A 26,830-nucleotide genomic window follows, 5' to 3' on the forward strand; every position below is an offset into this window, starting at 1 on the left:
GACGAAGTGGTATGGCGCACGTTTTGCCCTTTTCGTCCCCGGGGTCCCGCATACTGATACAGCGCCCCGCATCCGGAGAGGCTCGGCTAGCATGCTTCGCATCATGCGTTTCGGGCTGCTTCTTCTTAGCTGCCGCGGCGAGGGCCTGTAGTCCAGGTCGACTCCCTCCCCGCGGAGCTTCGCGTTGCGTCGTCGGCCGTCCTTTCGGACATCCTGAGGAGCCCCGCAGACATGGCGAACCGCCAGCAGCCCAGCACCATGCCGATCCACAAGTACGGCCGCTACGAGCAGGTCGACATCCCCGACCGGACCTGGCCGGACCGGCGCGTCACCACCGCCCCCCGCTGGCTCTCCACGGACCTGCGTGACGGCAACCAGGCCCTGATCGACCCGATGTCGCCCGAGCGCAAGCGCCGGATGTTCGACCAGCTGGTCAAGATGGGCTACAAGGAGATCGAGGTCGGCTTCCCGGCGTCGGGCCAGACCGACTTCGACTTCGTGCGCTCCATCATCGAGGAGCCCGGGGCCATCCCCGACGACGTCACCATCTCCGTCCTGACCCAGGCCCGCGAGGACCTGATCGAGCGGACCGTGGAGTCCATCAAGGGCGCCAAGCGCGCGACCGTCCACCTGTACAACGCCACGGCCCCCGTCTTCCGCCGCGTGGTCTTCCGCGGCTCCAAGGACGACATCAAGCAGATCGCCGTGGACGGCACCCGCCTGGTGATCGAGTACGCCGAGAAGCTGCTGGGCCCGGAGACCGAGTTCGGCTACCAGTACAGCCCGGAGATCTTCACCGACACCGAGCTGGACTTCGCGCTGGAGGTCTGCGAGGCGGTCATGGACGTCTACCAGCCCGGTCCCGGCCGCGAGATCATCCTCAACCTGCCCGCCACGGTGGAGCGTTCGACGCCGTCCACGCACGCGGACCGCTTCGAGTGGATGCACCGCAACCTGTCCCGCCGCGAGCACGTCGTGCTGTCGGTCCACCCGCACAACGACCGCGGTACGGCCGTGGCGGCCGCCGAGCTGGCGCTGATGGCCGGCGCCGACCGCATCGAGGGCTGCCTGTTCGGGCAGGGCGAGCGCACCGGCAACGTCGACCTGGTCACCCTGGGCATGAACCTGTTCTCGCAGGGCGTCGACCCGCAGATCGACTTCTCCGACATCGACGAGATCCGTCGTACGTGGGAGTACTGCAACCAGATGGAGGTCCACCCGCGCCACCCGTACGTGGGCGACCTGGTCTACACCTCCTTCTCCGGCTCCCACCAGGACGCCATCAAGAAGGGCTTCGACGCGATGGAGGCCGACGCGGCCGCCCGCGGCGTCACCGTCGACGACATCGAGTGGGCCGTGCCCTACCTGCCGATCGACCCGAAGGACGTCGGCCGCTCCTACGAGGCCGTCATCCGCGTCAACTCGCAGTCCGGCAAGGGCGGTATCGCGTACGTCCTGAAGAACGACCACAAGCTGGACCTGCCGCGCCGGATGCAGATCGAGTTCTCCAAGCTGATCCAGGCCAAGACGGACGCCGAGGGCGGCGAGGTCACCGGCGGCGACATCTGGGCGGTCTTCCAGGACGAGTACCTGCCGAACCCCGAGAACCCGTGGGGCCGGGTCCAGGTCAAGAACGGTCAGTCGACGACCGACACGGACGGCGTGGACACGCTGAAGGTGGAGGCCACGGTCGACGGCGTCGACACGGTTCTGACCGGTACCGGCAATGGTCCGATCTCGGCCTTCTTCGACGCCCTGGCGAAGATCGACATCGACGCGCGGCTGCTGGACTACCAGGAGCACACGATGAGCGAGGGCGCGTCCGCGCAGGCCGCCTCGTACATCGAGTGCGCGATCGACGGCAAGGTCCTGTGGGGCATCGGCATCGACGCCAACACCACGCGCGCCTCGCTGAAGGCGGTCGTGTCGGCCGTCAACCGGGCGGCTCGCTGACGGTTCGCTCCGCGGGGGCGCGCCCGGTCGGCCGTCCGCGGCGCCGTCGTGGCTTGTCGCGCAGTTCCCCGCGCCCCTCGAGGGCGTAGTCGCACCCGGAGTTTCCGGGGCCCCGTCCACCATGTTTCGGTGGGCGGGGCCCGCTCATTTCCGGCCATCGATCGGTGCAGGTCACGGAAAGGTCTCGTCCGGGGTACTGACTCCACGTCCACGATGTGGCTAACATCACGCAAGCGCGGCGATGTTGCCGCGGCGTTACGGAGGTGCGACGTGCTGCCAGGACGGGGACGAGACGGCCGTGCCGCCAGGCTTGCGCGCATCCTGGGCACCCGCACCGCATGGTCGGCCGTGGGCGACGGTGAGTTCTTCTGCCCCGGGTGCGGTGGCGACCGCAACTACCAGCGGCTGACCGGCCATCGCCGCTTCACGCTGCTCGGCGTGCCCGTGCTGCCGCGCGGCGAGACCGCCCCCGTCGTGGAGTGCGCGGCCTGCCGCCGTCACTTCGGCACCGAGGTCCTCGACCATCCGACCACCACCCGCTTCTCCGCGATGCTCCGCGACGCCGTCCACACGGTCGCCCTCGCGGTGCTGGCGGCGGGCGGCACCTGCGCCCGCCCCTCCCTGGAGACCGCCGCGGCCACCGTGCGCGCGGCCGGCTTCGAGGACTGCACGGAGGACCAGCTGAACGCCCTGGTCGAGGCCCTGGCCGCCGACACCGGCCGCGTCTTCTCCGAGCCGTGCGGCGCCGGCCTCGCCATAGAGCTCCACGAGGCCCTGGACCCCCTCGCCCCCCACCTGGCCCCCGCCGGCCGCGAATCGATCCTCCTCCAGGGAGCTCGCATCGCCCTGGCCGACGGCCCCTACACCCCCGCCGAACGCGACGCCCTCGCGACGGTGGGAGCGGCCCTCACCATCTGCACGGACGACGTGACAAGCCTCCTGGCGGCAGCGGCCCGAACACCGTCCTGAGCTTCACAGGTCCGTCTTGGCCGTTCGCCTTCCTGAGCCGCCCACGCTCCCGCACAATCGTGCCGTGCGCCGGAGGGGCGATCGCGTCACGGTTGCCTGAGCGCCTTGTCGAGGTCCGGAAGGTCCTCAGCGCGCCGAAGACGTGGGCTGCTCTGCCTCGTGCGGCTCCGCCCGCGACGGAGGCGTCATGCGGCTTGCGCCGGCCGATTGATGGTTAGAGCCTCAGGGGCAGCCGTCCTTACAGGACTGATCATGGTCGCCAAGTCGACAGACAAGCTGGTCGGGGCCTCGAGCAGTGTTAAGCCTGTCTTCCACTTCTCTCTCAAATGCATAAAACGGGCACCTGGGTGTGAGACTGTCGAGGTGGGCTGAGTACTGGCATCGGGCGAGGGGGCGCTGACGATGGTGACATTCAAGCCGAGGATCTTCATCGGCTCCTCGGGTGAAGCCAAGGACATCGCGCACTCGCTTCGCCAAGCATTATCTGTCTCAGCGGCCCCAATCGCCTGGTTCGACAACGCTTTCACCGTCTCCAAGACCACCATCGAGCGACTGGACGAAATCGCGCAGTCTGAGATCGACGGCGCCGTCCTGGTCCTGACCGCCGATGACCTTCGCGAGCGGGATGGAAACGCGACCCTGACGCCCCGCGATAACGTCATATTCGAGCTGGGGCTCTTTATCGGAGCCGTAGGCAGGGACCGTACGTTCGGGCTGATGTGCAGCCACTGCGCCAACACCCTGGCCCTACCCACTGACCTCCTGGGTGTCACGTGGCTCACGTTCTACAACCCGCGGTGCAACGGGGCCTCCTCGGCAACGGATCCGATCGCCTACTTGAAGCAACTGACGGATGCAGTCCGCGGCGCCGCAGATCAGGTCTTGAGAGGTCTGGAGGCGGCGAAGATATCTCCTGTGCGAGCACCCGGTGTTCCGGACCTGATCAAGGCGTACCCGATACGCAAGTCAGTGACGCGGTATACGTGGAACGAGATATTGCGTGGCGCCAGCCAGCACATTTGGCTCTACGGCATGGCCGAGCACGGTTACGCTGACGACGACGACGTCCCAGAACTCCTGGCTAGCGCGGCCCGGAGGGGGTGCAAAATTCGTGTACTTCTCCTGGACCCGGCTCACAGTGGAACCCTGATGGTTGATCGAGAAGAGGGGAATCCCTCGGGAACCATTGCGCCGCGGATCAGGGCAGCCTTAGCCCGCTTCCAAGTCATGGCCGGCGAATGCGGCGACGCCATGCAGGTGCACGTGTATGAAGGGCCACCCACAGTCAGTATCGTGCGAGGCGACGACCGCATTCTCATCACGCCGTATGTTCGATACATCTCGGGTGACAATACGCCCACATTTGAGCTAGAAAGCGCGGAATCCAATGGCATGTTCGGTCGTTATGCCCGCCACTTTCGGAAAGTATGGGACGATTCAAGGCCATGGAAGGGGTGAAAGATGAATATTTTGAAACGGCGCTCACGCAAGTCGGCTGCGGGTCTCACCATGCACGATGCTGAATTGGTGGAGTCCGAGGTGATCACCGGAGGGCCCAAGCGGTTCATCCGCGAGAAGCTCCGTATGCCAGACGGCGAAGACATCGACTGGTACTACGTCGACACGCCGCACAGCGTCATGATCGTTCCGATCACGGCCGACGGAGACGTCGTGCTCATCCGCCAATACCGCTACAACCTCAAGAAGTACACCCTTGAGCTTCCGGCTGGCACTGTCATGCGCGGAGAAAGTCCCAGGGACGCCGCCCTCCGCGAACTATGGGAAGAAACCGGGTTCAAACTAGCCCGCGAATCTACCCTGGTTGATCTCGGCGACTACTTCGTCCTCCCCTCGGAGACGAATAGGAACGCCCATCTCTTTCTCGCCCCCTCTGTACTTGTCGGTACCACAGCTCCTCCCGGTGACACGCTGATCGAGAAGTATTTCGATATGAGCGTGTGCTCCTTGCCGCTGACGGAAGCACTCGGCAAAATCGGGCATGAGATCCGCGGTATCGAGACAGCTGCTGCGCTTCTCCTGGCGGGCAACGCCGTGAAGAGTGGCGGAGCCTGACGCTCCGCCGGCCGCCCACGCAACGCAGCCCCGTAGCGCTCCTCTGTCGGCAGCCCCCGCGGCAACGAAGCCTGGGAATCACGCCGACGGCATCCGCACGCTCGGTGCAGATCACCCCGACGCACGCTGGGGCCCGCGCAGACTCGCTCTTCTCGCGCTGGCCACCGGCCACCCCCGCCAAGCGGTTGCCGCGTTCCGTCGCAGTACTCCCCAGGGAGTAACCCCCGCGCCGGGACACCCCGCGCAGTAGCCCCCAACTCGCCCTCCCGCCCGACGATTCACCACCCCCCGGCCGGAAGTCTTGAAGTGACTCAGACATCCGACCGGAAGGGGGCCCGTCTCATGGGGGCCGTAGGGACGAGTGTGCGGCGGCGGGGTGTGCCCTGGCTCGTGCTCGGGTTGTGGATCGTGGTGCTGGCGGTCGTGTCGCCGTTCGCGTCGAAGCTCGCGGACGTGCAGCGGGACCGGGCCGTCGACTATCTGCCGGCCAGTGCCGACTCCACGCAGGTGGCCAGGATCCAGGAGCGGCTGCCCGGCGGGGAGGCCACCGAGATGGTCGTCGTGTATCACCGCGACGGCGGGCTGACCGCGGAGGACAGGGCGACCGCCGCCGCGCAGATCGAGCGGATCGCGGGGGAGCACAAGCTCACCGGTGAGCCGCGGGGTGTGCCGTCGCGGGACGGGACCACGGTGATGTACCCGGTCGCCAGCACCGAGCCGGGTACCGACGAGGACGCCCGCGACCGGCTCGTCAACGACATCAGGGACATCGCGCGGGGGAACGACGGGCTGAGCGTGGACGTCGGCGGGTCGGGGGCGCTCGCCACCGACGCGAGCGAGGTCTACAACTCGCTCGACGGGCCGCTGCTCTACACCACCGCCGCTGTCGTCGCGCTGCTGCTGATCCTCATCTACCGCAGCCCGTTCCTGTGGCTGGTGCCGCTCGCCGTCGCGGGCATGGCCGACTACCTGTCCATGGGCGTCGCCTACGGGCTCAACCAGGGATTCGGGACGTCCGTTTCCGGCCAGAGCTCCGGGATCATGACGATTCTCGTGTTCGGAGCGGGGACCGACTACGCGCTGCTGCTCGTCTCCCGTTACCGGGAGGAACTGCGGCGCATCGAGCGGCCCCACGACGCCATGGTCGCCGCGCTCAAGGGCTGCGGCCCCGCCGTGCTCGCCTCCTCCGGCACCGTCGCCGCCGGACTGCTGTGCCTGCTCGCCGCCGACCTCAACTCCAGCCGGGGGATGGGCCCGCTCGGCACCGTCGGCGTGCTGTGCGCCCTGCTCGCCATGCTGACGCTGCTGCCCGCGCTCCTCGTGCTGCTCGGCCGGCGCGTGTTCTGGCCGCTCGTGCCCCGCTTCGGCAGCACCCCCAAGGCCCGCCGGTCCCTGTTCACGGCGATGGGCGGCTCGGCCGGACGCCGGCCCCTCACCGTCCTCGCGGGCGGCGCCGTCCTGCTCGGCGCCCTCGCCCTCGGCACCCTCAGCCTGCCCGGCAACCTCAAGCAGGAGGACTCCTTCACCTCCAAGCCCGACGCGGTCGCCGCCATGGAGACCCTCGCCCGGGCCTACCCCGAGCGCGGCACCCAGCCCATCAGCGTCATCACACCCGAGGACCGGGCCGAGGCCGGCCTCGCCTCGATCCGGGACACGCGGGGCGTCGACAGCGCACAGAAGGGCCGTACCGGAGACGGCTGGACCGAGATCTCCGTCCTGGCCACCGCACCGCCCCAGTCCGCCGGGGAGACCGCCACCATCGAGGCCCTGCGCGAGCGGCTCGACGGCTCCTACGTCGGCGGGCCCAGCGCCCAGCAACTCGACCTGAAGGACACCAACGCCCGCGACCGCCTCGTCGTCGTACCGATCGTGCTGCTGTCCGTGCTGCTGATCCTCGTCGCCCTGCTGCGCTCGGTCGTCGCCCCGCTGATCCTGGTGGCGGCCGTGGTCGCGGTGTGGGCCGCGGCGCTCGGCATCGGCGGACTCGTCTTCGGGCCGGTCTTCGGCTTCGAGGGCACCGATCCGGGGCTGGGACTGCTCTCCTTCGTGTTCCTCGTGGCCCTCGGCGTCGACTACGGCATCTTCCTGATGCACCGGATGCGCGAGGAGTGCCTGAACGGCGCCGAACCGGTCTCCGCGGCACTCACCGCGCTGCGCACCACGGGCGGCGTCATCGCCTCCGCCGGACTCGTCCTCGCCGCCACCTTCGCCGTGCTCACCAGCATGCCGCTGGTGCCACTCGTCGAGCTGGGCTTCGTCATCGCGGTCGGCGTGCTCCTGGACACCTTCCTGGTCCGCACCTACCTGGTCACCAGCGCCAGCGTCGCGCTCGGGCGCAAGGTGTGGTGGCCGGGCCCGCTGTCCCGGGTGCAGCAGCCGGTTCCGCCGAAGGAACCGGAGCGCATGGCCGCGTCCGCCCACTGAACCCACGGGCGCCCCTCCCTCCCGGAGGGGCGCCCCCATCGCGGAGGATGAGCCCGTGCAGGCAGACAGGACACAGGAACGGCCCGGCGTCGGCGACCGGATCATGGCGGCGATCAACCGCGACCCCCGCACCGCCCCGCACGGCACCCGCAACGACGCCGTGCTCGCGGCGGTGCTCGTCGTCGTCGCCGTGTGCATGGCCCTGTTCACCGACGACGGCCGGCGCCCCGACGCCCTCGGCTGGACGCTGCTGATCGCCTGCAACGTGCCGCTGGTGTGGCGGCGCCGGCACCCGCTGCTCGTGCTCGCGGCGCTCGTCGCCCTGGTCGTGCCGTACCACGGCCTCGACAACAACCACCTCGCGCCGACCCCGGCGTCCTACGTCGCGCTCTACACGGTCGCCGTCACCCAGCGCCCCCTGCGCACGGTCCTGACCGGGGCCACGGTGCTCGGCGTCTCCCTGAGCGTGATGCTCACCGTCAACACGCACCAGGCCCTCGAACTCCTGCGCATCTCCGGCTGGATCATCGCCGTCCTCTTCTGCGGCATCGACGTCCGCTACTACCGCCAGTACGTCGCCGCCATCGTCGAGCGCGCCGAACGCGCCGAACGCACCCGCGAGGAGGAGGCCCGCCGGCGCGTCGCCGAGGAGCGCCTGCGCATCGCCCGGGACCTGCACGACCTGCTCGCCCACAGCATCACCCTCATCGGCGTGCAGACGTCGGTGGCCGCACATGTACTGGCGGCCGACCCGGAGCGGCTGGACCGCGCGACGATCGCCAAGGCGCTCGACGACATCGCCGAGACCTGCCGGACGGCACGCGGTGAGGTGCGCGGCACGCTGGACGTGCTGCGCGAACAGGGCGTCTCGGGGGACACCCGCGGCCCGTTGCCCGGGCTGGACGGAGTGCCGGACCTGGTGGAGACGGCGCGGCTCGCGGGAGCGCGGGTCGTCTCGGACGTACGGGTGCGGGAGGCACCGCCCGCCGTGGGCGCCGCGGCCTACCGGATCGTGCAGGAGGCGCTGACGAACGCCGTCCGGCACGCGGGGCCCGAACCGGCCGTGCGCGTCGCGCTGTACGAGGAGCGGGGCGCCCTGCGTCTGTCGGTCACCGACGACGGCCCCTGCCCCGCCCCCGCCGGACGGTCCCCGGGCTACGGCCTGGTCGGGATGCGTGAGCGGGCCCGCAGCGTCGGTGGCACACTCGACGCCGGGCCGCGCGACGAGGGGGGTTTCGAGGTGAGCGCCGTACTGCCCACGGGCACCGGCCCGTCCACCGGCACCGGACCACCCAAGGAGACCGGGTCGGACACCGGACCGCCCAAGGAGACCGGGTCAGGCAGCGGGACCGGAGTGCCCAAGGAGGCCGAGTCGGACACCGGCACCGGACCGCCCAAGGAGACCGGGCCACACAGCGGGACCCGACTGCCCACGGAGACCGGGCCGCGCGGCGGCAGCGGACTGCCCAGGGAGACCGGACTGCCCGTCGGGACCGGCCCGGAGGGGGAGCGGTGATCCGCGTCCTGCTCGCCGACGACCAGACGCTCGTGCGGGAGGCGTTCGCCATGCTGGTCGAGTCGGCCCCGGACATGGAGGTCGTCGGCCAGGCGGCCACCGGCCGGGAAGCCGCGGAACTCGCCCGCGGTTCGCGCGCCGACCTCGTCGTCATGGACATCCGCATGCCCGACCTCGACGGCATCGAGGCGACCCGGCTGATCGCGGCCGACGAGGACCTGGCCGGGGTGCGCGTGCTGGTCCTGACCACCTACGACACCGACGAGAACATCGTGGACGCGCTGCGCGCCGGCGCCTCCGGGTTCCTCGTCAAGGACACCCGCCCGGCCGAACTCCTCGACGCCATCCGTACCGTGGCCGCGGGCGACTCCCTGCTGTCGCCGGGGCCGACGGCACGGCTGATCGAGCGGTTCCTGCGCAGCCCTTCCGCACCGGCGGCCGGTGGACCCGAATGTCTGTCCGAACGTGAACGCGAAGTGCTGACGTTGGTCGCGCGTGGACTCAACAACACGGAGATAGCGGAAGCGTTGGGACTCAGTCCCCTCACGGCCAAGACCCATGTCAGCCGCATCATGGGCAAGCTGGGGGCGCGGGACCGGGCACAGCTGGTCATCGTGGCGTATGAGTCAGGGATGGTGACACCGGGGAGCCTGTGACGGACAGGTAATGTCTGACCCTCCGTCAAGGGAGCTCGATGACCATCCTGAGCCGCACACTCCTGGCCACCGCAGTACTCCTGACCACTCCGCTCACCGCCGCCGGAACCGCCTCGGCGGACACCGGCTGCACGTCCTCCGTCCCGTACGTCTCGGGAGAGGGCGGCTACGACACGTACCGCATCCCGGCCACGATCACGACCGCGCGGGGCACGGTGCTGGCCTTCGCCGAGGGCCGGCACGACGGAGCCGGTGACACCGGCGACATCGATGTCGTCCTCAGACGGTCCCTCGACGGCGGCTGCACCTGGGGTGCGCAGTCCGTGGTCGCCGCCGGGGAGGGCGACACGCGGGGCAACCCGGCGCCGGTGGTCGATCCGCGCACCGGCGCGGTCGTACTGGTCACGTCCTACAACAGCGGGGATGTGACGGAGGCCCAGATCATGCGGGGCGAGGCGACGGCGGAGCAGAGCCGCCGGGTGTTCGTGCAGCGCAGCACGGACGACGGCCGCACCTTCGGCTCCCCGCGCGATGTCACGACGGACGTGAAGCCGGCGAACTGGCGCTGGTACGCGACCGGCCCCGGGCACGCCATCGCGCTCCGGCGCGGCCCGCACGCGGGGCGCCTGGTGGTCCCGTCGAACCACTCGGTGGCCCCGCCGGCGGGCTCCTCCGACACGGGGCAGGAAGCCAAGTACTACGGCGCCCACGCCATCTACAGCGACGACGGCGGACGCACCTGGCAGACCGGCTTCGTCGACGAGACCTATGACGGCTACAGCAACGCCAACGAGTCCACCGCCGCCGAACTCCCCGACGGCAGGGTGTACTTCAACTCCCGCGACCAGCTCGGCACGAGCGCGGGCAACCGCCTCGACAGCGTCTCCAGCGACGGCGGCGAGACCCTGGACCGCCCCTACACGGTCCAGCCCACGCTGAACGACGTGCCGGTGGTGGAGGGCAGCGTCCTCCAACTCCCGGGCACCGGGGCCCCGTTGCTCTTCTCCGGCCCGTCCGTCCCCACCGCCCGCCAGTCGATGGCGGTGTGGCGCAGCACGGACGGCGGGGCGACCTTCACGAAGGTGCTGACGCTGTCCCAGCAGCGGGCGGCCTACTCCGACCTGGTGCGGCTCGACCGGCACACGGTGGGGCTGCTGTACGAGACGGGGCAGGCGGGCACGTACGAGACCATCGAGTTCCGTCGGCTGCCGGTGAGCGATCTGGGCTAGCGGCTACAGCAGCCCCGCTCCGGCCAGGAACTTCCCCACCCGTTCCACCTCCTCCGGCGACAGCGGTACCTGGGGTTCCGCTGTCGCCGGGCAGTCGATGACGCCCCTGAGGTGCAGGGCCGCCTTGAACGCGCCCAGCGCGGACGAGCTGCCGCCCATCCGCTCCGGGTCGCCGACCGTCACCATGCCGAACAGGGCGCACAGGCGTTCCTGCTCGGCACGGGCCGACTCCCGGTCGCCGGAGCGGTACAGGCGGTCGAGGCGGACGTACCCGGCCGGGTCGACGTTGGCGAGCCCCGGCACCGCCCCGTCGGCGCCGACCGCGAGGGCCGCGTCGACCATGAGCTCGGAGCCGGTGAGCACGCTGAAGCCCTTGAGGCCGGGCCGGTTGCGCACGCCCATGACGACCTCGCGGAAACCGGCCAGATCGCCGCTGGAGTCCTTCAGCCCCGCCAGCACGCCTTCGGCGGCGAGGTCCAGGACCACCTCGGCGGGCAGCTTGGTGTGCACGGCGGACGGCAGGTCGTAGGCGATGACCGGGACCGGGCAGGCGGCCGCGATCAGGCGGTAGTGGTGGGCGATCTCGGCGGGATGGGTGCGCGCGTAGAAGGGCGCGGTCGCCACGACGGCGTCCGCGCCCGCCTCCGTGACCTGCCGTACGTGGTCCAGGACCCGCGGCGTCGTCATGTCGATCACGCCGGCCAGGACCGGGAGCCGGCCGGCTGTGTGCTCCACGGCCGTCTCCACCACCAGCCGCCGCTGCCGGTCCGTCAGATACGCCACCTCCGACGTCGAGCCCAGCACGAACAGGCCGTGCACCCCGGCGTCCGTCAGATGGTCGATCAGCCTGCGCAGTGACGGGACGTCCACCTCGCGGTCCGGTGTCAGGGGCGTGCAGACAGGCGGGACGACACCGGTGAGCGGGGTGGGGATCATGGTCAGGGCTCCCTGGAACTGTGGCTCTGTCGTACGAGGTCGCGGGTGGCCTCGCCCTCCTCCACTGGATGGTGACACCTGTAACGGTGCGCGGGGCTCGACGTGGCCGAGAACTCGGGCATCACGTCCGCACATACCCCGTCCGCCTTCCAGCATCTCGTCCGGAAGGGGCATCCGCTCGGCGGCCGGGTCGCCGACGGGACCGGCCCGACCAGCGGGATCGGGTCGATCGGGTCCAGCAGGCCGGGGGTGGCGGAGAACAGGGCGCGGGTGTACGGGTGCCGGGAGCCGTCGGTGACGCGGGCCGCCGGGGCCTCCTCGACGATCCTGCCCAGGTACATCGTGATCACCCGGTCGCTCATCCGCCGCACCGTCTGGATGTCGTGCGAGACGAAGACGAGCGCCAGACCCAGCCGCTCCTTCAGGTCCAGCAGGAGGTTCAGGATCTGGGCGCGCACCGACACGTCCAGGGCGCTCGTCGGCTCGTCCGCCACCACCAGGTCGGGGTCCAGGGCCAGCGCGCGGGCGATGGCGACGCGCTGGCGCTGACCGCCCGACAACTGGCCGGGCAGGGCGTCGGTCAGCGCGCGCGGCAGGCCCACCAGGGACATCAGTTCCCGCACCCGGTCCTCACGCTCGCGCTTCGTGCCGCGTTCGTGCACGTCCAGCGGGTCCCGCAGTATCTGGCGGACCGGCAGCCGGCGGTTCAGCGCCGTCGAGGGGTCCTGGAAGATCATGCCCGTGCCGGCCCCCACCGCCGTCCTGCGCTCGGCCGGCGTCATCGCCCACAGGTCACGCCCCCGGAACGCCACGCTCCCCGACGTCGGCCGCTGCACGCCCACCAGGACCTTCGCCAGCGTCGACTTGCCGCACCCCGACTCGCCGACCACGCCCACCGTCTCGCCGGGCGCGATGGTGAGGTCGGCGCCGGTCAGGGCGTACACCTTGTCCCGGGTGAACAGCCCGCCGCTGCGCGCCTTGTGCACGACGTGCGCGTCGGACAGCTCCACCAGCGCGCCCGCCCCCCGCTCCGCGCCGGCCGTGCCCACCTTGCCCAGGGCCACGTCGCCCGTGCCGCCCACGTCGCCCGTGCCGTCCGCGTCGATCTCGCTCGCGCTCATGTCACCGCCTCGCTCTCCGAGCGGTCCGTCGGCGCCAGAAGGATCGCCGGGTGATGGCAGGCCGCCGTGTGCGTCGGTGTCCCCACCAGGACCGGCGCGTTCGTACGGCACTCCTCGCTCGCCAGCGGGCAGCGGTCCGCGAAGCGGCAGCCCGCCGGGAAGTCGGCGGGGGAGGGGACCACGCCCTTGATCTGTGTCATCCGCTCCTGCGCCGACTCCAGCGACAGCACGCTGCCGAGCAGACCGCGGGTGTAGTGGTGCGCCGGCGCCTCCACCAGGTCGGAGGTCACGCCGGTCTCCACGATCTGCCCGCCGTACATCACGACCACCCGGTCGGTGACGTCCGCGATCAGCGCGAGGTCGTGCGAGACCAGGATCAGGGCGAAGCCGAGCTCCTCCCGCAGCCTGAGCAGCAGCTCTATGATCTGCGCCTGCACGGTGACGTCCAGCGCGGTCGTCGGTTCGTCGGCGACGATCAGCTTCGGGTCCCGGGACAGGGCCATGGCGATCAGGACGCGCTGGCGCTGGCCGCCGGAGAGCTCGTGCGGATAGCTGCGCAGGGTGCGTTCGGGGTCGAGTCCGACCAGCGTGAGCAGTTCGTGCGGGCCGCGCCGGCCGCCGCGGCGCACGACCTGCTTGAGCTGTGAGCGGATCGTCATCGCCGGGTTCAGGGACGACAGGGCGTCCTGGTAGATCATCGCCATCTCGTGGCCCAGCAGCTTGCGCCGTACGCGCATCGGCTCGCCCACCAACTGGCGCTGGTTGAACCGCACATGGCCGCGGACCCGGGCGCCCTTCGGCTCCAGGCCCATCACCGCGAGCGCGGTCAGCGACTTCCCGCAGCCCGACTCGCCGACCAGGCCCAGCACCTCGCCCGGCTGCACCTCGAAGCTGATGCCGTCGACGATGTCCACACCGTTGTGCCGGCCCTCGAACCCGATGGCCAGGTGCTCCACCGCGAGCACCGGCAGCCGGCCCGCGGGCAATGGCCGGGCCCGGGACCGCAGCCGGGCCGCCGCCTGCGTGAGCCCGGGCAGCTGGAGCACCTCACCGCTGCCCGGCTCGGGTGCCTCCAGCCGGTCGTGCTGTTCCTGCACGTCGACCTCGCGCGCGGACGGCGCCGCCCACGCGTCCGAGACGCCCTCGGAGAGGATGTTCAGGCACAGGACCGTCACCAGCATCAGCAGCCCGGGGAAGACGGTCGCCCACCAGCCGCCGGTGAGCACCATGTTCTTGCCGTCCGCGATGACGCTGCCCCAGGACGGGTCCGGCGGCCGCACGCCCGCGCCGATGAAGGACAGCGACGCCTCGAAGACGATCGCCTCCGCCACCTGCACGGTGCAGAACACCAGCACCGGCGCGGCGCAGTTGATCGCCACGTGCTTGATGACGATGTGCGGGGTGCGGGCGCCGATGACCCGTTCCGCCGTCACATAGTCCTCGCCGTACTGGTCGAGGACGTTCGCCCGGACCACCCGGGCCACGGGCGGGGTGAACAGGAAGGCGATTGCGCAGATCAGGACGGTGATGCCGCCGCCGAAGACGGCGACGAGCACGGCGGCCAGCGCGATGCCCGGGAACGCCATCACCACGTCCAGGCAGCGCATCAGCGTCTCGTCCACCGCCTTGCGCGAAGTCGCCGCGACGGCGCCGATCAGGGCGCCGACGACGAGCGCGAGCGCGGTCGCGCCGAGCCCGATCGCCAGCGACCAGCGGGCCCCGTACATCAGCCGGCTCAGGATGTCGCGGCCCAGGCTGTCCTGGCCCATCCAGTGCTCGGCGGACGGATGACCGGTGCCGTCGACCGGCGGCTGCTGGTCGAGCGGGTCGTGCGGGGCGAGCAGCGGGGCGAACAGCGCCACCAGGACGACGACGGCCAGGAAGCAGACGGCCACCTTCGACAGCGGCGGCAGCTTGCGCCAGCCGCGCAGCCGGATGCCTGGCCGGGACAGTGCCTCGGCCAGGCGCTTGCGGTTGAACGTCACGTCGCCTCCCGCAGTCGCGGGTTGACCAGCAGATACAGGATGTCGATGACGAGGTTGACGACGACGAAGCCGATCGCCGTGGTGATGACGACGCCCTGGACCACGGCCGGGTCACCGTTCTTCACCGCGTCGATCATCAGCTTGCCCATCCCGGGCAGGGAGAAGATCGTCTCGATGACGACCGCGCCGCCCAGCAGATAGCCGACGCGCAGTCCGAGCACGGTCAGCGGATTGATCAGGGCGTTGCGCAGCACGTTCCGGCCGACGACGACCCGCGGCGGCAGGCCGCTGCCGATCGCCGTGCGGACGTAGTCCTTGTCCAGTTCCTCCACCACCGAGGTGCGCACGATCCGGGTCAGCTGCGCGGCCACCGGCAGCGACAGCGCCAGGGCGGGCAGGGTCATCGTCTTCAGCCAGCCGGTGAAGGAGTCGGCCGGGTTGATGTAGCCGCCGGTCGGGAACCAGCCGAGGTCGACGGCGAGGTACTGGATCATCAGCAGCGCCAGCCAGAAGCCGGGGGCGGCGACCCCGGTGAGGGAGACGACGCGGATGATCTGGTCGGGCAGGCGGTCGCGGTAGATGGCCGCGGTGACGCCGCCGACCAGCGACAGGACGACCGCGATGCCGAGGCCCAGGAACGTGAGCTGGATGGTCAGCGGCAGCGCGGTCATGACCTGGTCGACGACCGCGCCCCGGGTCAGGGCGCTGGTGCCCATGTCGCCGTGGAGCAGGTCACCGATGAAGGCGACGTAGCGGACGGGCAGGGGATCCAGCAGGCCGTTCTGCTCACGGAAGTCGTGCAGCTGCTGGGGCGTCGGGTTGGCGCCCTGGAAGAACGCGGACGCCGGGTCGACGTCCGAGAACCGCATGACCAGGAACACGAACAGCACGATGCCCAGCATCAGCGGCACGAGCAGCAGAACGCGCCTGGCCAGGATCCTGACGACGGTGATCACTCAGTGGCTCCTAGGCCCACTTGGCCTGGAGGAGGTTGATGCCGGGGTACGGCTGTGCCCTTATCCCGGTGAGCTCCTTCGGGTTCCACGCGGTCATCAGCTCGTTGTGCACGACCGGGTAGAGGACGGCCTGCTCGGCGACGATGTCGATGTAGTCCTGGACCATCGTCTTCTTCTTCTCGGCGTCCGACTCCTGGGTGGCCCGGTCCATGTCCTTGAACAGCGCCTTGGCGACGGAGTTGTCGGCCCACCGCGTGTACTGCATCCACAGGTTCTCGGGCCCGTAGTTGTAATGCATGATCAGATCGGCGTCGAGGCCGAACTGGTTGGGGTTCGAGGCGGCGGCGACGACCTGGTAGTCCTGCTTCTGGTCCATCTTGGTGAAGACGGCCGTGGTCTCCTGCGGGGAGAGGGTCGTCTTGACGCCGATCGCGTCCCAGGACGACTTGATGGTCGGCAGGCAGTCCACGATCCAGCTGACGTTCACCGCCAGGATCTCGATCTCCAGCCCGCTGACCCCGGCCTCCTTCAGCAGCGCCTTCGCCTTGTCCGGGTCGTAGTCGTAGACCGTCTTGGCGGGCCGGAAGCTGGGGTTGGACTGGTTGAGGAAGGACGACGACGGCTTCCCGTGCCCCTTGAGGGCGACCTCGATCATCTTGCCGGTGTCGATGGCGTAGTGCAGGGCCTGGCGGACCCGCACGTCGTCGAAGGGCTTGTGCTTGGTGTTGAACATCAGGAACAGGTTGTTCATCCCCGCGCCGCCCGCGACCGTCAGCCCGCCGCTCTCCAGCTGCCCGACGTTGGCGTACGGGATGTTGTCGGCGATCTGCGCGCCGGCGCTGGCCCCCGAGATCCTCGCCACGCGCGGCGCGGCGTCCACGATCGTCAGCCAGTTCATCTTCTTGAAGGCGGCCTTGCGCGGACCGTTGTAGTCCGCGAACGCCTCGAAAGTGGTGTTGGACTTCGGGTGGTGCGCGGACTGGATGTACGGCCCCGAGCCGATCGCCTTGCCCTTGATGGCCTCGTCCCAGGCGCCCGGCTGGGAGAACACGTGCTTCGGCATGATCTTGGCGAGGGTGAGCCGCGAGAGCCCGTCCGGGAACGGGAACTTCAGCACCAGCTCGACGTTCTGCGCGTCGATCTTGCGCACTTCCTTCAGCCAGCTCACGAAGAAGCCCTTGGCGAGGGTCTGGGTCTTCGGGTCGAGGATCCGGTCGAAGACGAAGACCACGTCGTCGGCGGTGACCGGCTTGCCGTCGTGGAACTTGGCGCCGGCGCGCAGGGTGAACTTCCACGACGTGGCGTTCGGGTCGGCCGGCACCTGGGTGGCGAGCGCGGCGTACGGCTCGCGGGAGATCGGGTCGGTGTCGAGGAGACCCTCGTAGATGTGGTTGTTGGCGGCCATGCAGAAGGCGGACGCCGTCTGGGTGGGGTCCCAGCTGCCGTCGTTGCCGTAGCCGATCACTGCGGTGAGGGTCCGGTTCGCGCCACCGCCCCCACCGGTCTCGTTCGTGGACTCCGGCCCCGACGAGCAGGCCGACAGCGACGCGGAGACGGCGGCGGCCGCGCCCAGCGCGCCGGTGTACTTCAGGAACGACCGGCGGTGCAGCGCCGGCACGTCGTGGGTCACGTCGCGCACGGTTCCTCCAGCGGTGGGTGGTGTGCTCCGGCGATGGGTGGTGCGAGGAGAAGCGAGGAGATACGACGTCCTACGTCCTGACGGTCAGCGCGACCATAGGTGGGGCGATGAGGGCGGTCAAGGGATCTCACACGAATGGCGCATCTGCCACAGGTCGGACCAATGGCGTAGTGAAATGGCGCGAGTTGACCCCCCGTCAGGGGCGTTTACGGGAGACATGGGACGTGGGACGTCCGGGTGCGCGTACGATGCGCCGCATGCCCGGGCAGCCCAGGAACAGTCGTACGTCCGAGGAGTCCAGGAACAGCCGGATCCAGCGCCAGGTCATGCAGCTGATCATCGACCGCAGGCTCCAGGCGGGCGCTCTCCTGCCCACCGAGGCCGAGCTCATGGAGGACCTCGGCGTCAGCCGCAACTCCGTGCGCGAGGCGCTCAAGGCGCTCCAGGCCCTCGACATCGTCGAGATCCGGCACGGCTACGGGACGTATGTCGGCCAGGCCTCGCTCACTCCGCTGATCGACGGGCTGACCTTCCGCACGCTCGCCCGGCACGACCACGACACCGGTGCCCTCGCCGAGATCCTCCAGGTGCGCGAGGTACTGGAGGAGGGGCTGATCCGGCGGGTGGCGGCGACGGTGAGCGAGGGCGAGCTGGACCGGCTGGAAGCGGTCGTGTCCCGGATGGAGGCGGCGGGGCGGGCCGGGCGGCCCTTTCCCGAGCTGGACCGCGAGTTCCACGAGCTGCTCTACGCCTGTCTCGGCAACGACCTGGTGCCGCAGTTGCTCGCCGCGTTCTGGACGGTCTTCCGTCGTGTGAACGGGGCCCGCGGCCGTCCGGACGATCCGTCCCCCGACCTCACGGCCCGATGGCACCGCGACATCGTGACGGCGCTGCGGGCCGGGGACGTGGAGGGAGCGCAGCGGGCGATGGCCGTCCATTTCCGGGGGATCGCGGCGAGGGCGGGGCGCGAGCCGGGGTGAACCAGAGCCCCCGGGAGTCCTCCTCGCCCCCGCCGCCCCTACCCGTCCCGTCCTTCTGGGGCTCCGCCCCGGACCCCGCTCCTCAAACGCCGGAGGGGCTGGGTTTCTTCAGCCCGTCCGGCGTTTGAGGACGAGGCCGTTCAGGCCGATGCGGGGGTCCGGGGGCGCCAGCCCCCGGGGAGAAGGGGGTCAGGAATCGAGAAGCGCTGCCACCGGGCCACGGCTAGCGTGACGGGCATGGACATCAGCATTCACGCCAGTTTTCTTCCGCACGACGACCCGGACGCCTCCCTGGCCTTCTACCGTGACGCCCTCGGCTTCGAGGTGCGCACCGACGTGGGACAGGACAAGATGCGCTGGATCACGGTCGGGCCGGCCGGCCAGCCCGGCACGTCCATCCTGCTCGCGCCCCCCGCCGCGGACCCCGGCGTCACCGACGACGAGCGCCGCGTCATCGCCGAGATGATGGCCAAGGGCACCTACGGCTGGATCCTGCTGGCCACCGGGAACGTCGACGACACCTTCGAGAAGGTGCAGGCGAGCGGCGCCGAGGTCGTCCAGGAGCCCACCGACCAGCCGTACGGCATCCGCGACTGTGCCTTCCGCGACCCCGCGGGCAACCTGGTCCGTATCCAGCAGCGGGGCTGAGCCCGTCCCGCCCCGCGCCCTCGCCGGCCGCGTTCCCGACCGAGTTGCAGATGGAGACCTCACGATGACCGAGCCGCACGTTGCCGACAGCCACGAACTGATCCGGGTGCACGGCGCGCGGGAGAACAACCTCAAGGACGTCAGCATCGAGATCCCCAAGCGCCGGCTGACGGTGTTCACCGGGGTCTCCGGCTCGGGCAAGAGCTCGCTGGTGTTCGACACGATCGCCGCCGAGTCGCAGCGGCTGATCAACGAGACGTACAGCGCGTTCCTGCAGGGGTTCATGCCGAACCTCGCGCGGCCCGAGGTCGACGTCCTGGACGGCCTGACCACCGCCATCACCGTCGACCAGCAGCGCATGGGCTCCGACCCGCGCTCCACCGTCGGTACCGCCACCGACGCCAACGCGATGCTGCGGATCCTCTTCAGCCGGCTCGGCAAGCCGCACATCGGCCCGCCGGCCGCGTACTCCTTCAACGTCGCCTCGGTCTCGGCGCAGGGCGGCTTCACCGTCGACCGGGGCGCCGACAAGACCAAGACCGAGAAGGTCTCCTTCAGCCGCACCGGCGGCATGTGCACGCACTGCGAGGGCCGGGGCCGGGTCTCCGACATCGACCTCACGCAGCTCTACGACGAGACCAAGTCGCTGTCCGAGGACCCGTTCACCATCCCCACCTACACGGGAGACGGGTGGGTCGTGCGGGTCATCGCCGAGTCGGGCTTCTTCGACAAGGAGAAGCCGATCGCGAAGTACACCAAGAAGGAGCGGCACGACTTCCTGTACCGGGAGCCGACCAAGGTCAAGATCAACGGGGTGAACCTCACCTACGAGGGCCTGATCCCCAAGCTGCAGAAGACCTTCCTGTCCAAGGACCGCGAGTCGATGCAGCCGCACATCAGGGCCTTCGTGGACCGGGCGGTCACCTTCGCCGAGTGTCCCGACTGCGGCGGCTCCCGGCTCAGCGAGCTGGCCCGCTCCTCGAAGATCGGCAAGGTGAACATCGCCGACGCCTGCGCGATGGAGATCCGTGACCTGGCCGAATGGGTGCGCGGGCTGAAGGCGCCCTCGGTCGCGCCGCTGCTCGCCAAGCTCCAGCACTCCCTCGACTCGTTCGTGGAGATCGGTCTCGGCTATCTCTCCCTCGACCGGGCCTCGGGCACGCTGTCCGGCGGTGAGGCGCAGCGCACCAAGATGATCCGCCACCTCGGCTCCTCGCTCACCGACGTCACGTACGTCTTCGACGAGCCCACCATCGGTCTGCACCCGCACGACATCCAGCGCATGAACAACCTGCTGCTGCGCCTGCGGGACAAGGGCAACACCGTGCTCGTGGTCGAGCACAAGCCGGAGACGATCGCCATCGCCGACCATGTCGTGGACCTCGGCCCCGGCGCGGGCACGGCGGGCGGCACCGTGTGCTTCGAGGGCACGCTGGCGGGGCTGCGCAAGAGTGACACGGTCACCGGGCGCCACCTCGACGACCGGGCGACCCTGAAGGACACGGTCCGCAAGGCCACCGGCACGCTGGCGATCCGCGGCGCGGGCGCGAACAACCTCCAGGACGTCGACGTCGACATCCCGCTCGGCGTGCTGACCGTCGTCACCGGCGTCGCCGGCTCCGGCAAGAGCTCGCTCGTGCACGGCTCGATCCCCTCCGACGAGGGTGTCGTGTCGGTCGACCAGACCCCGATCCGCGGCTCCAGGCGCAGCAACCCGGCGACGTACACCGGACTGGCCGACCCGATCCGCAAGGCCTTCGCCAAGGCCAACGGCGTCAAGCCGGCCCTGTTCAGCGCCAACTCCGAGGGCGCCTGCCCCACCTGCAACGGCGCCGGCGTCATCTACACCGACCTGGCGATCATGCAGTCCGTCGCCACCACCTGCGAGGACTGCGAGGGCAAGCGGTTCGACGCCTCGGTGCTGGAGTACCACCTCGGCGGCCGGGACATCAGCGAGGTGCTCGCGATGTCGGTGACCGAGGCGGAGGAGTTCTTCCGCGCGGGCGAGGCGCGCATCCCTGCCGCGCACAAGATCGTCGAGCGGATGGCGGACGTCGGGCTCGGCTACCTCACCCTCGGCCAGCCGCTGACCACGCTGTCCGGCGGTGAGCGGCAGCGGCTGAAGCTGGCCACGCACATGGGGGACAAGGGCGGCGTCTACGTCCTCGACGAGCCGACCACCGGCCTCCACCTCGCCGACGTCCAGCAACTGCTCGGCCTGCTCGACCGGCTCGTCGACTCCGGCAAGTCGGTCATCGTCATCGAGCACCACCAGGCCGTGATGGCGCACGCCGACTGGATCATCGACCTCGGTCCCGGCGCCGGTCACGACGGTGGCCGGATCGTCTTCGAGGGCACCCCCGCCGACCTCGTCGCAGGGCGCTCCACCCTCACCGGTGAGCACCTCGCGGCCTACGTCGGCGGCTGAGCGGCGATGTGCATAGACGCCGCACCGGTGCTGGCCCTGCTCTCGTCCCGCTCCCGCCGGTCGCGGGAGTGGACGGGGTGGGAGCCGGCCCGGGAGGATACGGGTGTGGGATCCAGCCGATCGACGTCCGACGAACAGCGCCTGAGCACCCTCGTCGCGCTGCGCCGCGTCCGTGACCGGATGGACCGGGAGTACGCGCAGCCGCTGGACGTCGAGGCGCTGGCACGGGGCGTGCACATGTCGGCGGGCCACCTCAGCCGCGAGTTCCGGGCCGCGTACGGCGAGTCGCCCTACAGCTACCTGATGACGCGGCGCATCGAGCGGGCCATGGCCCTGCTGCGCCGCGGTGACCGCAGCGTCACCGAGGTGTGCTTCGAGGTCGGCTGTTCGTCCCTCGGCACCTTCAGCACCCGCTTCACGGAGCTGGTCGGCATGTCGCCCAGCGCCTACCGGCGGCAGGCGGCGGACGCGACGGACGGCATGCCGTCGTGCGTGGCCAAGCAGGTGACCAGGCCGCTCAGGAACCGGCCGGCGCCGTTCAGCCTCGCGGCCGCGGTCAACGGAGTGGCGCCGGACGACGGTCAGCGCTCGGCATGACGACGGGTCGGGGGCGCCGTCCCCGGTGCGGCGCCCCCGACCCGTCGGTGCCGTGCGCGCAGTGCCGCTACGGCAGGGTCCGCTCGTAGTACTTGTCCTCGTCGGAGTCGTAGATCAGCTTGCCGCCCGCGTCGTAGCCCTTGATGTGGGGTGCCAGGGTGACCTGCTCGTCGAGGACGCCGGACGCCACGAACCAGCCATGGTCGAGGACGGCCTCGGCGGCGGAGTCGCCGTAGGAGACCGTCACCTTGGCCACCGACGGCTTGACCGTGCCGATCAGGCCCCAGCGGAACGGCAGCTTCCAGTTCCCTCGGTCGAGGAACGACTGCTGGTAGAGCTTGCCGTTGTTGGGGTCGACGAAGACCGGGCCCTCGTCCGGGATGGCGTCGGCGTCGTTGCCGACGCTGGTGTTCAGGCCCTGGGTCTCGCCGTCCTTGATGTTGCAGATCAGCCGGGTCATCCGCGGCTCGTCCTTCACGGCGACGACGTACATGCCGTCGCCCGGCGCGTTGGAGTCACCGGTCGAGTTCATCGCCAGGACGATCCGGTAGCCGTCGGCCCCGCCCAGGTCGGTGTCGCCGGGGTGGGTGGGCCCGGACCGGCTGTAGTCCAGGCAGCTCTCCAGCCCGTCCGTCGCCTGCTCGAAGGTGATGCCGTCCAGCAACTGCCCCGGCGTGGCCGGCCGCGCCGGCCCGGTCGGTGTCGGGGACGGTGGGGGCGTGGTGGCCCGCGAGGCACTGGCCGACGGCGTCGGGGTCGCGGCCGTGTGCGTGCCCGGCCCCCCGCCGCTCAGCGCGTACGCCCCGACCGGCATCGCCACCAGCGTGACCAGCACCGCCCCCGCCGCGGCCACCCGGCGCCGCCGCTCGACCACGCCCCGCCCGCGGATCGCCGGATACGGCGCCGGCGAGGGCCGGATCGTGTACGCGTCCTCGGCGAGCAGCTCCCGCAGCCGCCCCTCGAAGTCCCGCTCGTCGTCCGCTTCCTGCCGCTGCTCGTCGTCGTTCACCTGGTGCCTCCCTGCCCGGACGGCGTCATCCGGTCGAGCCCCGGACACGCACGCAATTTCGCCAGCCCCTTCGACGCCTGGCTCTTGACCGTGCCGACGGAGCAGCCGAGCACCTCGGCGACCTCCGACTCCGACAGGTCCTCCCAGTAGCGCATGACGACCACCGCCCGTTGCCTGGGCGGCAGTTGGGCCAGCGCGCTCACGAGCGCACCGCGCTCGTCCACACCCGTGTAGCCCTCGTCGCGCCCCGCCACCTCGGGCGGCGCGGCCGTCAGCGCCTCGGCGACCCGCCGCTTGCGGAACCGGTCGCTGTTGCAGCTGACCAGCATCCGCCGGACGTACGCCTCGGGGTTGTCGGCCCGCGCCACCCGCCGCCATGAGCGGTACGCCTTCGCCAGCGCCGTCTGTGTCAGGTCCTCGGCGTGGTGCGCGTCACCGGTGAGGAGATACGCGGTCCGCACCAGGTGGGACCACCGCGCCCTGACGAACTCCTGGAACTGGGCCTCTTGTTCGGCCTTCATCAAGCACCCTCCCTCGCCCTCCAGACCACCGAGGGCGAGGAATCGGTTGCCCGGTGGGTCAGACGAGCATGTCCGAGAGCAGCGCGGCCGTCTCCGCGATCAGGGCGTCGTCCCACGCCGCGTCCTGCGCGGGCTTGGTCGACAGGACGGCGAGGACGACCGGCGCGCCGTCGGGGGTCCAGGCGACGCCGACGTTGTTGGTGGTGCCGTACGAGCCCGAACCCGTCTTGTCCGCGACGGTCCAGGTCTTGGGCAGCCCCGCGCGGAAGCGTTTGCCGCTGGTGGTGTTGCTCAGCAGCCAGTGGGTGAGCAGGCCGCGGTCCGGGCGGTTCAGGGCGTCGTCGTCGAGGACGAGCCGGCCGTAGGTGCGGCCGATCGCGCGGGGGCTCGTGGTGTCCGTGACCCGCCACGGCTCCGCCGAGTTGAGCTCCGTCTCCCAGCGGTCGAGGCGGGTCACCGGGTCGCCCAGGGAGCGGGCGAAGCGGGTGATGGCGGTGGGGCCGCCGAGTTCGCGCAGCAGGAGGTTGCCCGCGCCGTTGTCGCTGAAGGTGATGGCGACCTCGCACAGCTCGGCGACGGTCATGCCCTCGGCCAGGTGCTCCCTGGTCTTGTCGGAGCCGGACTTCGGCAGGTCCGCCTCCGTGTAGTGGATACGGCGGCGGAGGAACGCGCCGTCCCGGTCGAGGTCCCGCAGGACGGCCGCGGAGGCGAGCGTCTTGAACACCGAGCACATCGGGAACAGCTCGTCGGCGCGGTGGGTGACGGTCTTTCTCGTACGGACGTTGTACGCGAACACGCCCAGCCGGGCGCCGTGCTGCCGCTCCAGTTCGCGCAGGCGGTCGGGGGTGGCGTGGGCAGGGGCGCCGGTGAGGAGCGCGGCGGCGGTGGCGGTGCCCGCGGTGAGCAGGGTGCGTCGGCCTAGGATCTCGGTCTCCTTCGCTCGATTTCGTCAGACGGATGGTGACGATCTCGTCCGACGGTGGTGACGATCTCTTCAGTGATCGACGCCGTACGTCATTCCTTGGTTGCCGTGTCGTAGACCATCGGCCGACAGTCGACGGTGCCCGCGCCCGCCAAAGTGGCCGGTATGGAGAACACCAAGGGCATCAGCAGGGCACGGTTTCTCGCGGGGGGGGGCCACCGCGGGACTGGCGGGGGCGGTGGCGCTGCCCGCGGGGCGGGCCGTCGCGGCCCCCCGGGAGCGGCGGGGCCTGAAGCACCGGGGCGTCGTCTACACCGTCGTCGGCGCGGGGGAGACGCCCGGCACGGCCTGGAGCGCCGCGCGGATGCGCCGGGACGTCCGCCTCATCCGCGACGACCTGCACGCGCACCCAGGCCGCCTACCTGCTCGATCTGCTGGACGTCTTCGAGTCGATGGACCTCTACGGGGCGATGGACCTCTACGGGGCGATGGCCTTCGAGTTCGTCACCCCCGACGCCCCCCACCGCCCCGACCACCCCCGCTACGACCTGGACCTGGCGAGCTACGCCATCACCAAGCCGATCAGAAAGGACCCGAACGACCCGAACTCACCCTGGCACTGGGAACCGAAGGAGGCCCACAGCGCCCTGGCACACCGTTACGCACAGCATCCCTAGGGGCGCGGGGCTGTATTGATATGCGGCTCCGCCGCGCGGGCGCGACCAGCCACAGCGGCGCCGCACCCGACCGACGACCCTCACTCGCAGTACAGGTCCTGCCCCGGCCGCTTCCCCGTCACCAGATACCGGGACACCGCAGCGTCCCCACAAGCGTTGCCGTTCTCCAGATAGGCGTCATGCCCCGTGGAGTTCACGGTGACCATGACGGCCCGCCGCCCAAGAGCCTCACGCAGTTGCAACGCCCCACTGAGTGGCGTGGCCACATCCCGCTCGTTCTGGATCATCAGCACATTCGACGGCCCTCGGTCCGTCACCCGCAGCGGCGCCTCCCGCGGCTGCCACGGCCACGCCGTGCACGGCAGGGCGTTGCGCGGCATGCCCGCGGTGAGCGGGTACTTCGCCCGGCTCTCGGCGACACCCTTCTCGTACACGGCCGCCGACTTCGGCCACGCGACGTCGTTGCAGATCGTCGCGGCACCGACCGCCAGGTAGTTCTGGAGCGCGGACTCCGGCGGGCGCGGCGGAGCGGCCGGCAGCGTGCCGCTCTCGGCGGCCCGCATCAGCTTCGCCGGCACCGGATAGTCGTCCGGGTCGTAGAGGCTGTTCAGCATGGTCTGCCGCAGCACGTTGCCGTTCAGCTCCGCCGGGTTCGCACCCGGCCAGGGAATCGGCTCGCGGTCCAGGCGGGCGGCGAGGGCGAGGAAGCGGGAGCGCACCCGGTCCGGCGTACCGGCGATCCGGTCCGGATTGCCGGGCCTGGACGCCCACTTGGCGAACTCGGGGAAGTTGTCCTCGACGCCCACCTCGAACGCCCGGAGCCAGGCGCGCTCCGCCTGCACGGGGTCGGGGTTGTCGCTGCTGTCCAGCACGATCCGGTCGGTGCGCTGCGGGAACAGCTCGGTGTAGGCGGCGCCGACATACGTGCCGTAGGAGACGCCCCAGGCGGACAGCTTGCGCTCGCCGAGGGCGGCCCGGATGCTGTCGACGTCCCGCGCGTTGTTGAGGGTGGTGATGTGCCGCATCAGCTCACCGCCGTTGCGGGCGCAGGCGTCCCCCAGCCGCCGGCCCATCGCCATGTTCCCGGTGACGGAACCGTCGGGCGCGGGCCAGGGCAGCAGGCTGGTCGCGGACAGGTCACCGGAGTCGACCTCACAACTGACGGGCGTGGACGGCGCGTTGCCGCGCGGTGAGAACCCGACCAGGTCGTAGGCGTCCCGCACCTCGCGCGGCATCAGCTTTCCCTTGTCGGACGGATGGGCGAGGCTGTCCCCGCCTGGCCCGCCGGGGATCATCAGCAGCGCGCCCCGGCGGGCGGAGGGGTTCTCGCTGCGGAGACGGGAGACGGCGATGTCGATCTTCGGGCCGCCGGGGTCGGCGTAGTCCATCGGCACGGACACGGTCGCGCACTCCTGGCGCGGGTCGAGCCCGTCACCCTCGCACTTGGTCCACTTCAGCGGCGCGGGCGCGCCGGTGGCGGACGCGGTGAGCGGGGTGACGAGTCCGAAGACGACCCCGGAGGCGGCGGCGATCAGGGCGGCACTCTTCGTGATCTGCTTCATGCACAGCAGCCTGACGGACCGTGACGGAG

Annotated in this window: 21 protein-coding genes and 1 pseudogene; 13 read left to right on the forward strand and 9 right to left on the reverse strand. The window is 70.5% G+C overall.

The window, feature by feature from the left end; genetic code table 11:
* Window positions 1–231: 231 nt before the first annotated feature.
* The 8 genes and pseudogenes from leuA to ACGFW6_RS27290 all read left to right on the forward strand — a co-directional run bounded on the left by leuA (window position 232) and on the right by ACGFW6_RS27290 (window position 10,820).
* Window positions 232–1,953, forward strand: coding sequence for a 2-isopropylmalate synthase (gene leuA / locus ACGFW6_RS27255; protein WP_393515095.1), 1,722 nt, complete (start codon window positions 232–234; stop codon window positions 1,951–1,953).
* A gap of 270 nt (window positions 1,954–2,223) precedes the next feature.
* Window positions 2,224–2,922 carry a TerB family tellurite resistance protein gene (locus ACGFW6_RS27260; RefSeq protein WP_393515098.1) on the forward strand — a complete coding sequence of 233 codons (699 nt, stop codon included), beginning with the start codon at window positions 2,224–2,226 and terminating at the stop codon, window positions 2,920–2,922.
* Window positions 2,923–3,324: 402 nt separating this feature from the next.
* Window positions 3,325–4,380, forward strand: a complete 1,056-nt coding sequence (locus ACGFW6_RS27265) for a TIR domain-containing protein (protein WP_393515101.1) — start codon at window positions 3,325–3,327, stop codon at window positions 4,378–4,380.
* 69 nt (window positions 4,381–4,449) lie between these two features.
* Window positions 4,450–4,995 carry an NUDIX hydrolase gene (locus ACGFW6_RS27270; RefSeq protein WP_393515103.1) on the forward strand — a complete coding sequence of 182 codons (546 nt, stop codon included), beginning with the start codon at window positions 4,450–4,452 and terminating at the stop codon, window positions 4,993–4,995.
* A gap of 342 nt (window positions 4,996–5,337) precedes the next feature.
* The gene (locus tag ACGFW6_RS27275; protein ID WP_393515105.1) at window positions 5,338–7,419 is read left to right on the forward strand and encodes an MMPL family transporter; all 2,082 of its coding nucleotides are present in this window, start codon (window positions 5,338–5,340) and stop codon (window positions 7,417–7,419) included.
* Between the two features lie 103 nt (window positions 7,420–7,522).
* Window positions 7,523–8,698 (forward strand): annotated as a pseudogene (locus ACGFW6_RS27280) (sensor histidine kinase); the annotation flags it as partial.
* 287 nt (window positions 8,699–8,985) lie between these two features.
* Window positions 8,986–9,591: a response regulator gene (locus ACGFW6_RS27285; protein WP_393515277.1), complete on the forward strand. Its 606-nt coding sequence runs from the start codon at window positions 8,986–8,988 to the stop codon at window positions 9,589–9,591.
* Between the two features lie 38 nt (window positions 9,592–9,629).
* A complete protein-coding gene (locus ACGFW6_RS27290) occupies window positions 9,630–10,820 on the forward strand; it encodes an exo-alpha-sialidase (RefSeq protein ID WP_393515107.1) in 1,191 nt (396 codons plus the stop codon).
* Between the two features lie 3 nt (window positions 10,821–10,823).
* Here ACGFW6_RS27290 and ACGFW6_RS27295 read toward each other — a convergent pair whose 3' ends face one another.
* The 5 genes from ACGFW6_RS27295 to ACGFW6_RS27315 are packed head-to-tail and all read right to left on the reverse strand — an operon-like array spanning window position 10,824 to window position 17,457.
* Window positions 10,824–11,756 carry a dihydrodipicolinate synthase family protein gene (locus ACGFW6_RS27295; RefSeq protein ID WP_393515109.1) on the reverse strand — a complete coding sequence of 311 codons (933 nt, stop codon included), beginning with the start codon at window positions 11,754–11,756 and terminating at the stop codon, window positions 10,824–10,826.
* A 2-nt stretch (window positions 11,757–11,758) separates the two neighbouring features.
* Entirely contained in the window at window positions 11,759–12,877 is a 1,119-nt protein-coding gene (locus ACGFW6_RS27300) for an oligopeptide/dipeptide ABC transporter ATP-binding protein (RefSeq protein ID WP_393515112.1), read from the reverse strand.
* On the reverse strand, window positions 12,874–14,862 hold the full coding sequence (locus tag ACGFW6_RS27305; RefSeq protein ID WP_393515115.1) for a dipeptide/oligopeptide/nickel ABC transporter permease/ATP-binding protein: 1,989 nt from the start codon (window positions 14,860–14,862) through the stop codon (window positions 12,874–12,876). Before ACGFW6_RS27305 ends, ACGFW6_RS27300 begins: the two co-directional genes overlap by 4 nt.
* On the reverse strand, window positions 14,859–15,818 hold the full coding sequence (locus tag ACGFW6_RS27310; protein WP_393515118.1) for an ABC transporter permease: 960 nt from the start codon (window positions 15,816–15,818) through the stop codon (window positions 14,859–14,861). The genes ACGFW6_RS27305 and ACGFW6_RS27310 overlap by 4 nt, the downstream gene beginning before the upstream one ends.
* Before the next feature lie 10 nt (window positions 15,819–15,828).
* Window positions 15,829–17,457: an ABC transporter substrate-binding protein gene (locus tag ACGFW6_RS27315; RefSeq protein ID WP_393515121.1), complete on the reverse strand. Its 1,629-nt coding sequence runs from the start codon at window positions 17,455–17,457 to the stop codon at window positions 15,829–15,831.
* A gap of 248 nt (window positions 17,458–17,705) precedes the next feature.
* On the opposite strand from ACGFW6_RS27315, the gene ACGFW6_RS27320 reads away from it, so the two are divergent.
* The 4 genes from ACGFW6_RS27320 to ACGFW6_RS27335 all read left to right on the forward strand — a co-directional run bounded on the left by ACGFW6_RS27320 (window position 17,706) and on the right by ACGFW6_RS27335 (window position 22,110).
* On the forward strand, window positions 17,706–18,437 hold the full coding sequence (locus tag ACGFW6_RS27320; protein WP_393515124.1) for a FadR/GntR family transcriptional regulator: 732 nt from the start codon (window positions 17,706–17,708) through the stop codon (window positions 18,435–18,437).
* Between the two features lie 237 nt (window positions 18,438–18,674).
* Window positions 18,675–19,085, forward strand: a complete 411-nt coding sequence (locus tag ACGFW6_RS27325; protein WP_393515127.1) for a VOC family protein — start codon at window positions 18,675–18,677, stop codon at window positions 19,083–19,085.
* Between the two features lie 64 nt (window positions 19,086–19,149).
* A complete protein-coding gene (locus tag ACGFW6_RS27330) occupies window positions 19,150–21,513 on the forward strand; it encodes an ATP-binding cassette domain-containing protein (protein ID WP_393515130.1) in 2,364 nt (787 codons plus the stop codon).
* A gap of 180 nt (window positions 21,514–21,693) precedes the next feature.
* Complete coding sequence (locus ACGFW6_RS27335) at window positions 21,694–22,110, forward strand: helix-turn-helix transcriptional regulator (RefSeq protein WP_393515280.1); 417 nt, start codon at window positions 21,694–21,696, stop codon at window positions 22,108–22,110.
* 67 nt (window positions 22,111–22,177) lie between these two features.
* Here ACGFW6_RS27335 and ACGFW6_RS27340 read toward each other — a convergent pair whose 3' ends face one another.
* From ACGFW6_RS27340 to bla, 3 genes are read right to left on the reverse strand one after another with little or no spacing between them, the layout of a single operon-like run.
* Complete coding sequence (locus ACGFW6_RS27340; RefSeq protein WP_393515133.1) at window positions 22,178–23,119, reverse strand: hypothetical protein; 942 nt, start codon at window positions 23,117–23,119, stop codon at window positions 22,178–22,180.
* Window positions 23,116–23,640 (reverse strand): SigE family RNA polymerase sigma factor, encoded by a 525-nt coding sequence (locus ACGFW6_RS27345; RefSeq protein ID WP_393515136.1) that lies wholly within the window; start codon window positions 23,638–23,640, stop codon window positions 23,116–23,118. The genes ACGFW6_RS27340 and ACGFW6_RS27345 overlap by 4 nt, the downstream gene beginning before the upstream one ends.
* Window positions 23,641–23,698: 58 nt before the next feature.
* Complete coding sequence (gene bla, locus ACGFW6_RS27350) at window positions 23,699–24,565, reverse strand: class A beta-lactamase (protein ID WP_393515283.1); 867 nt, start codon at window positions 24,563–24,565, stop codon at window positions 23,699–23,701.
* A 449-nt stretch (window positions 24,566–25,014) separates the two neighbouring features.
* Between bla and ACGFW6_RS27355 the strand changes: the two genes are divergently transcribed.
* The gene (locus ACGFW6_RS27355; RefSeq protein WP_393515139.1) at window positions 25,015–25,239 is read left to right on the forward strand and encodes a hypothetical protein; all 225 of its coding nucleotides are present in this window, start codon (window positions 25,015–25,017) and stop codon (window positions 25,237–25,239) included.
* An 80-nt stretch (window positions 25,240–25,319) separates the two neighbouring features.
* On the opposite strand, the gene ACGFW6_RS27360 is transcribed toward ACGFW6_RS27355, so the two are convergent.
* Window positions 25,320–26,801: an alpha/beta hydrolase gene (locus ACGFW6_RS27360; RefSeq protein ID WP_393515142.1), complete on the reverse strand. Its 1,482-nt coding sequence runs from the start codon at window positions 26,799–26,801 to the stop codon at window positions 25,320–25,322.
* Between the last annotated feature and the right edge of the window lie 29 nt (window positions 26,802–26,830).

Origin of the sequence: Streptomyces sp. Y7 (genome assembly GCF_043195415.1) — a bacterium.
In the GTDB taxonomy this organism is placed as follows: domain Bacteria; phylum Actinomycetota; class Actinomycetes; order Streptomycetales; family Streptomycetaceae; genus Streptomyces.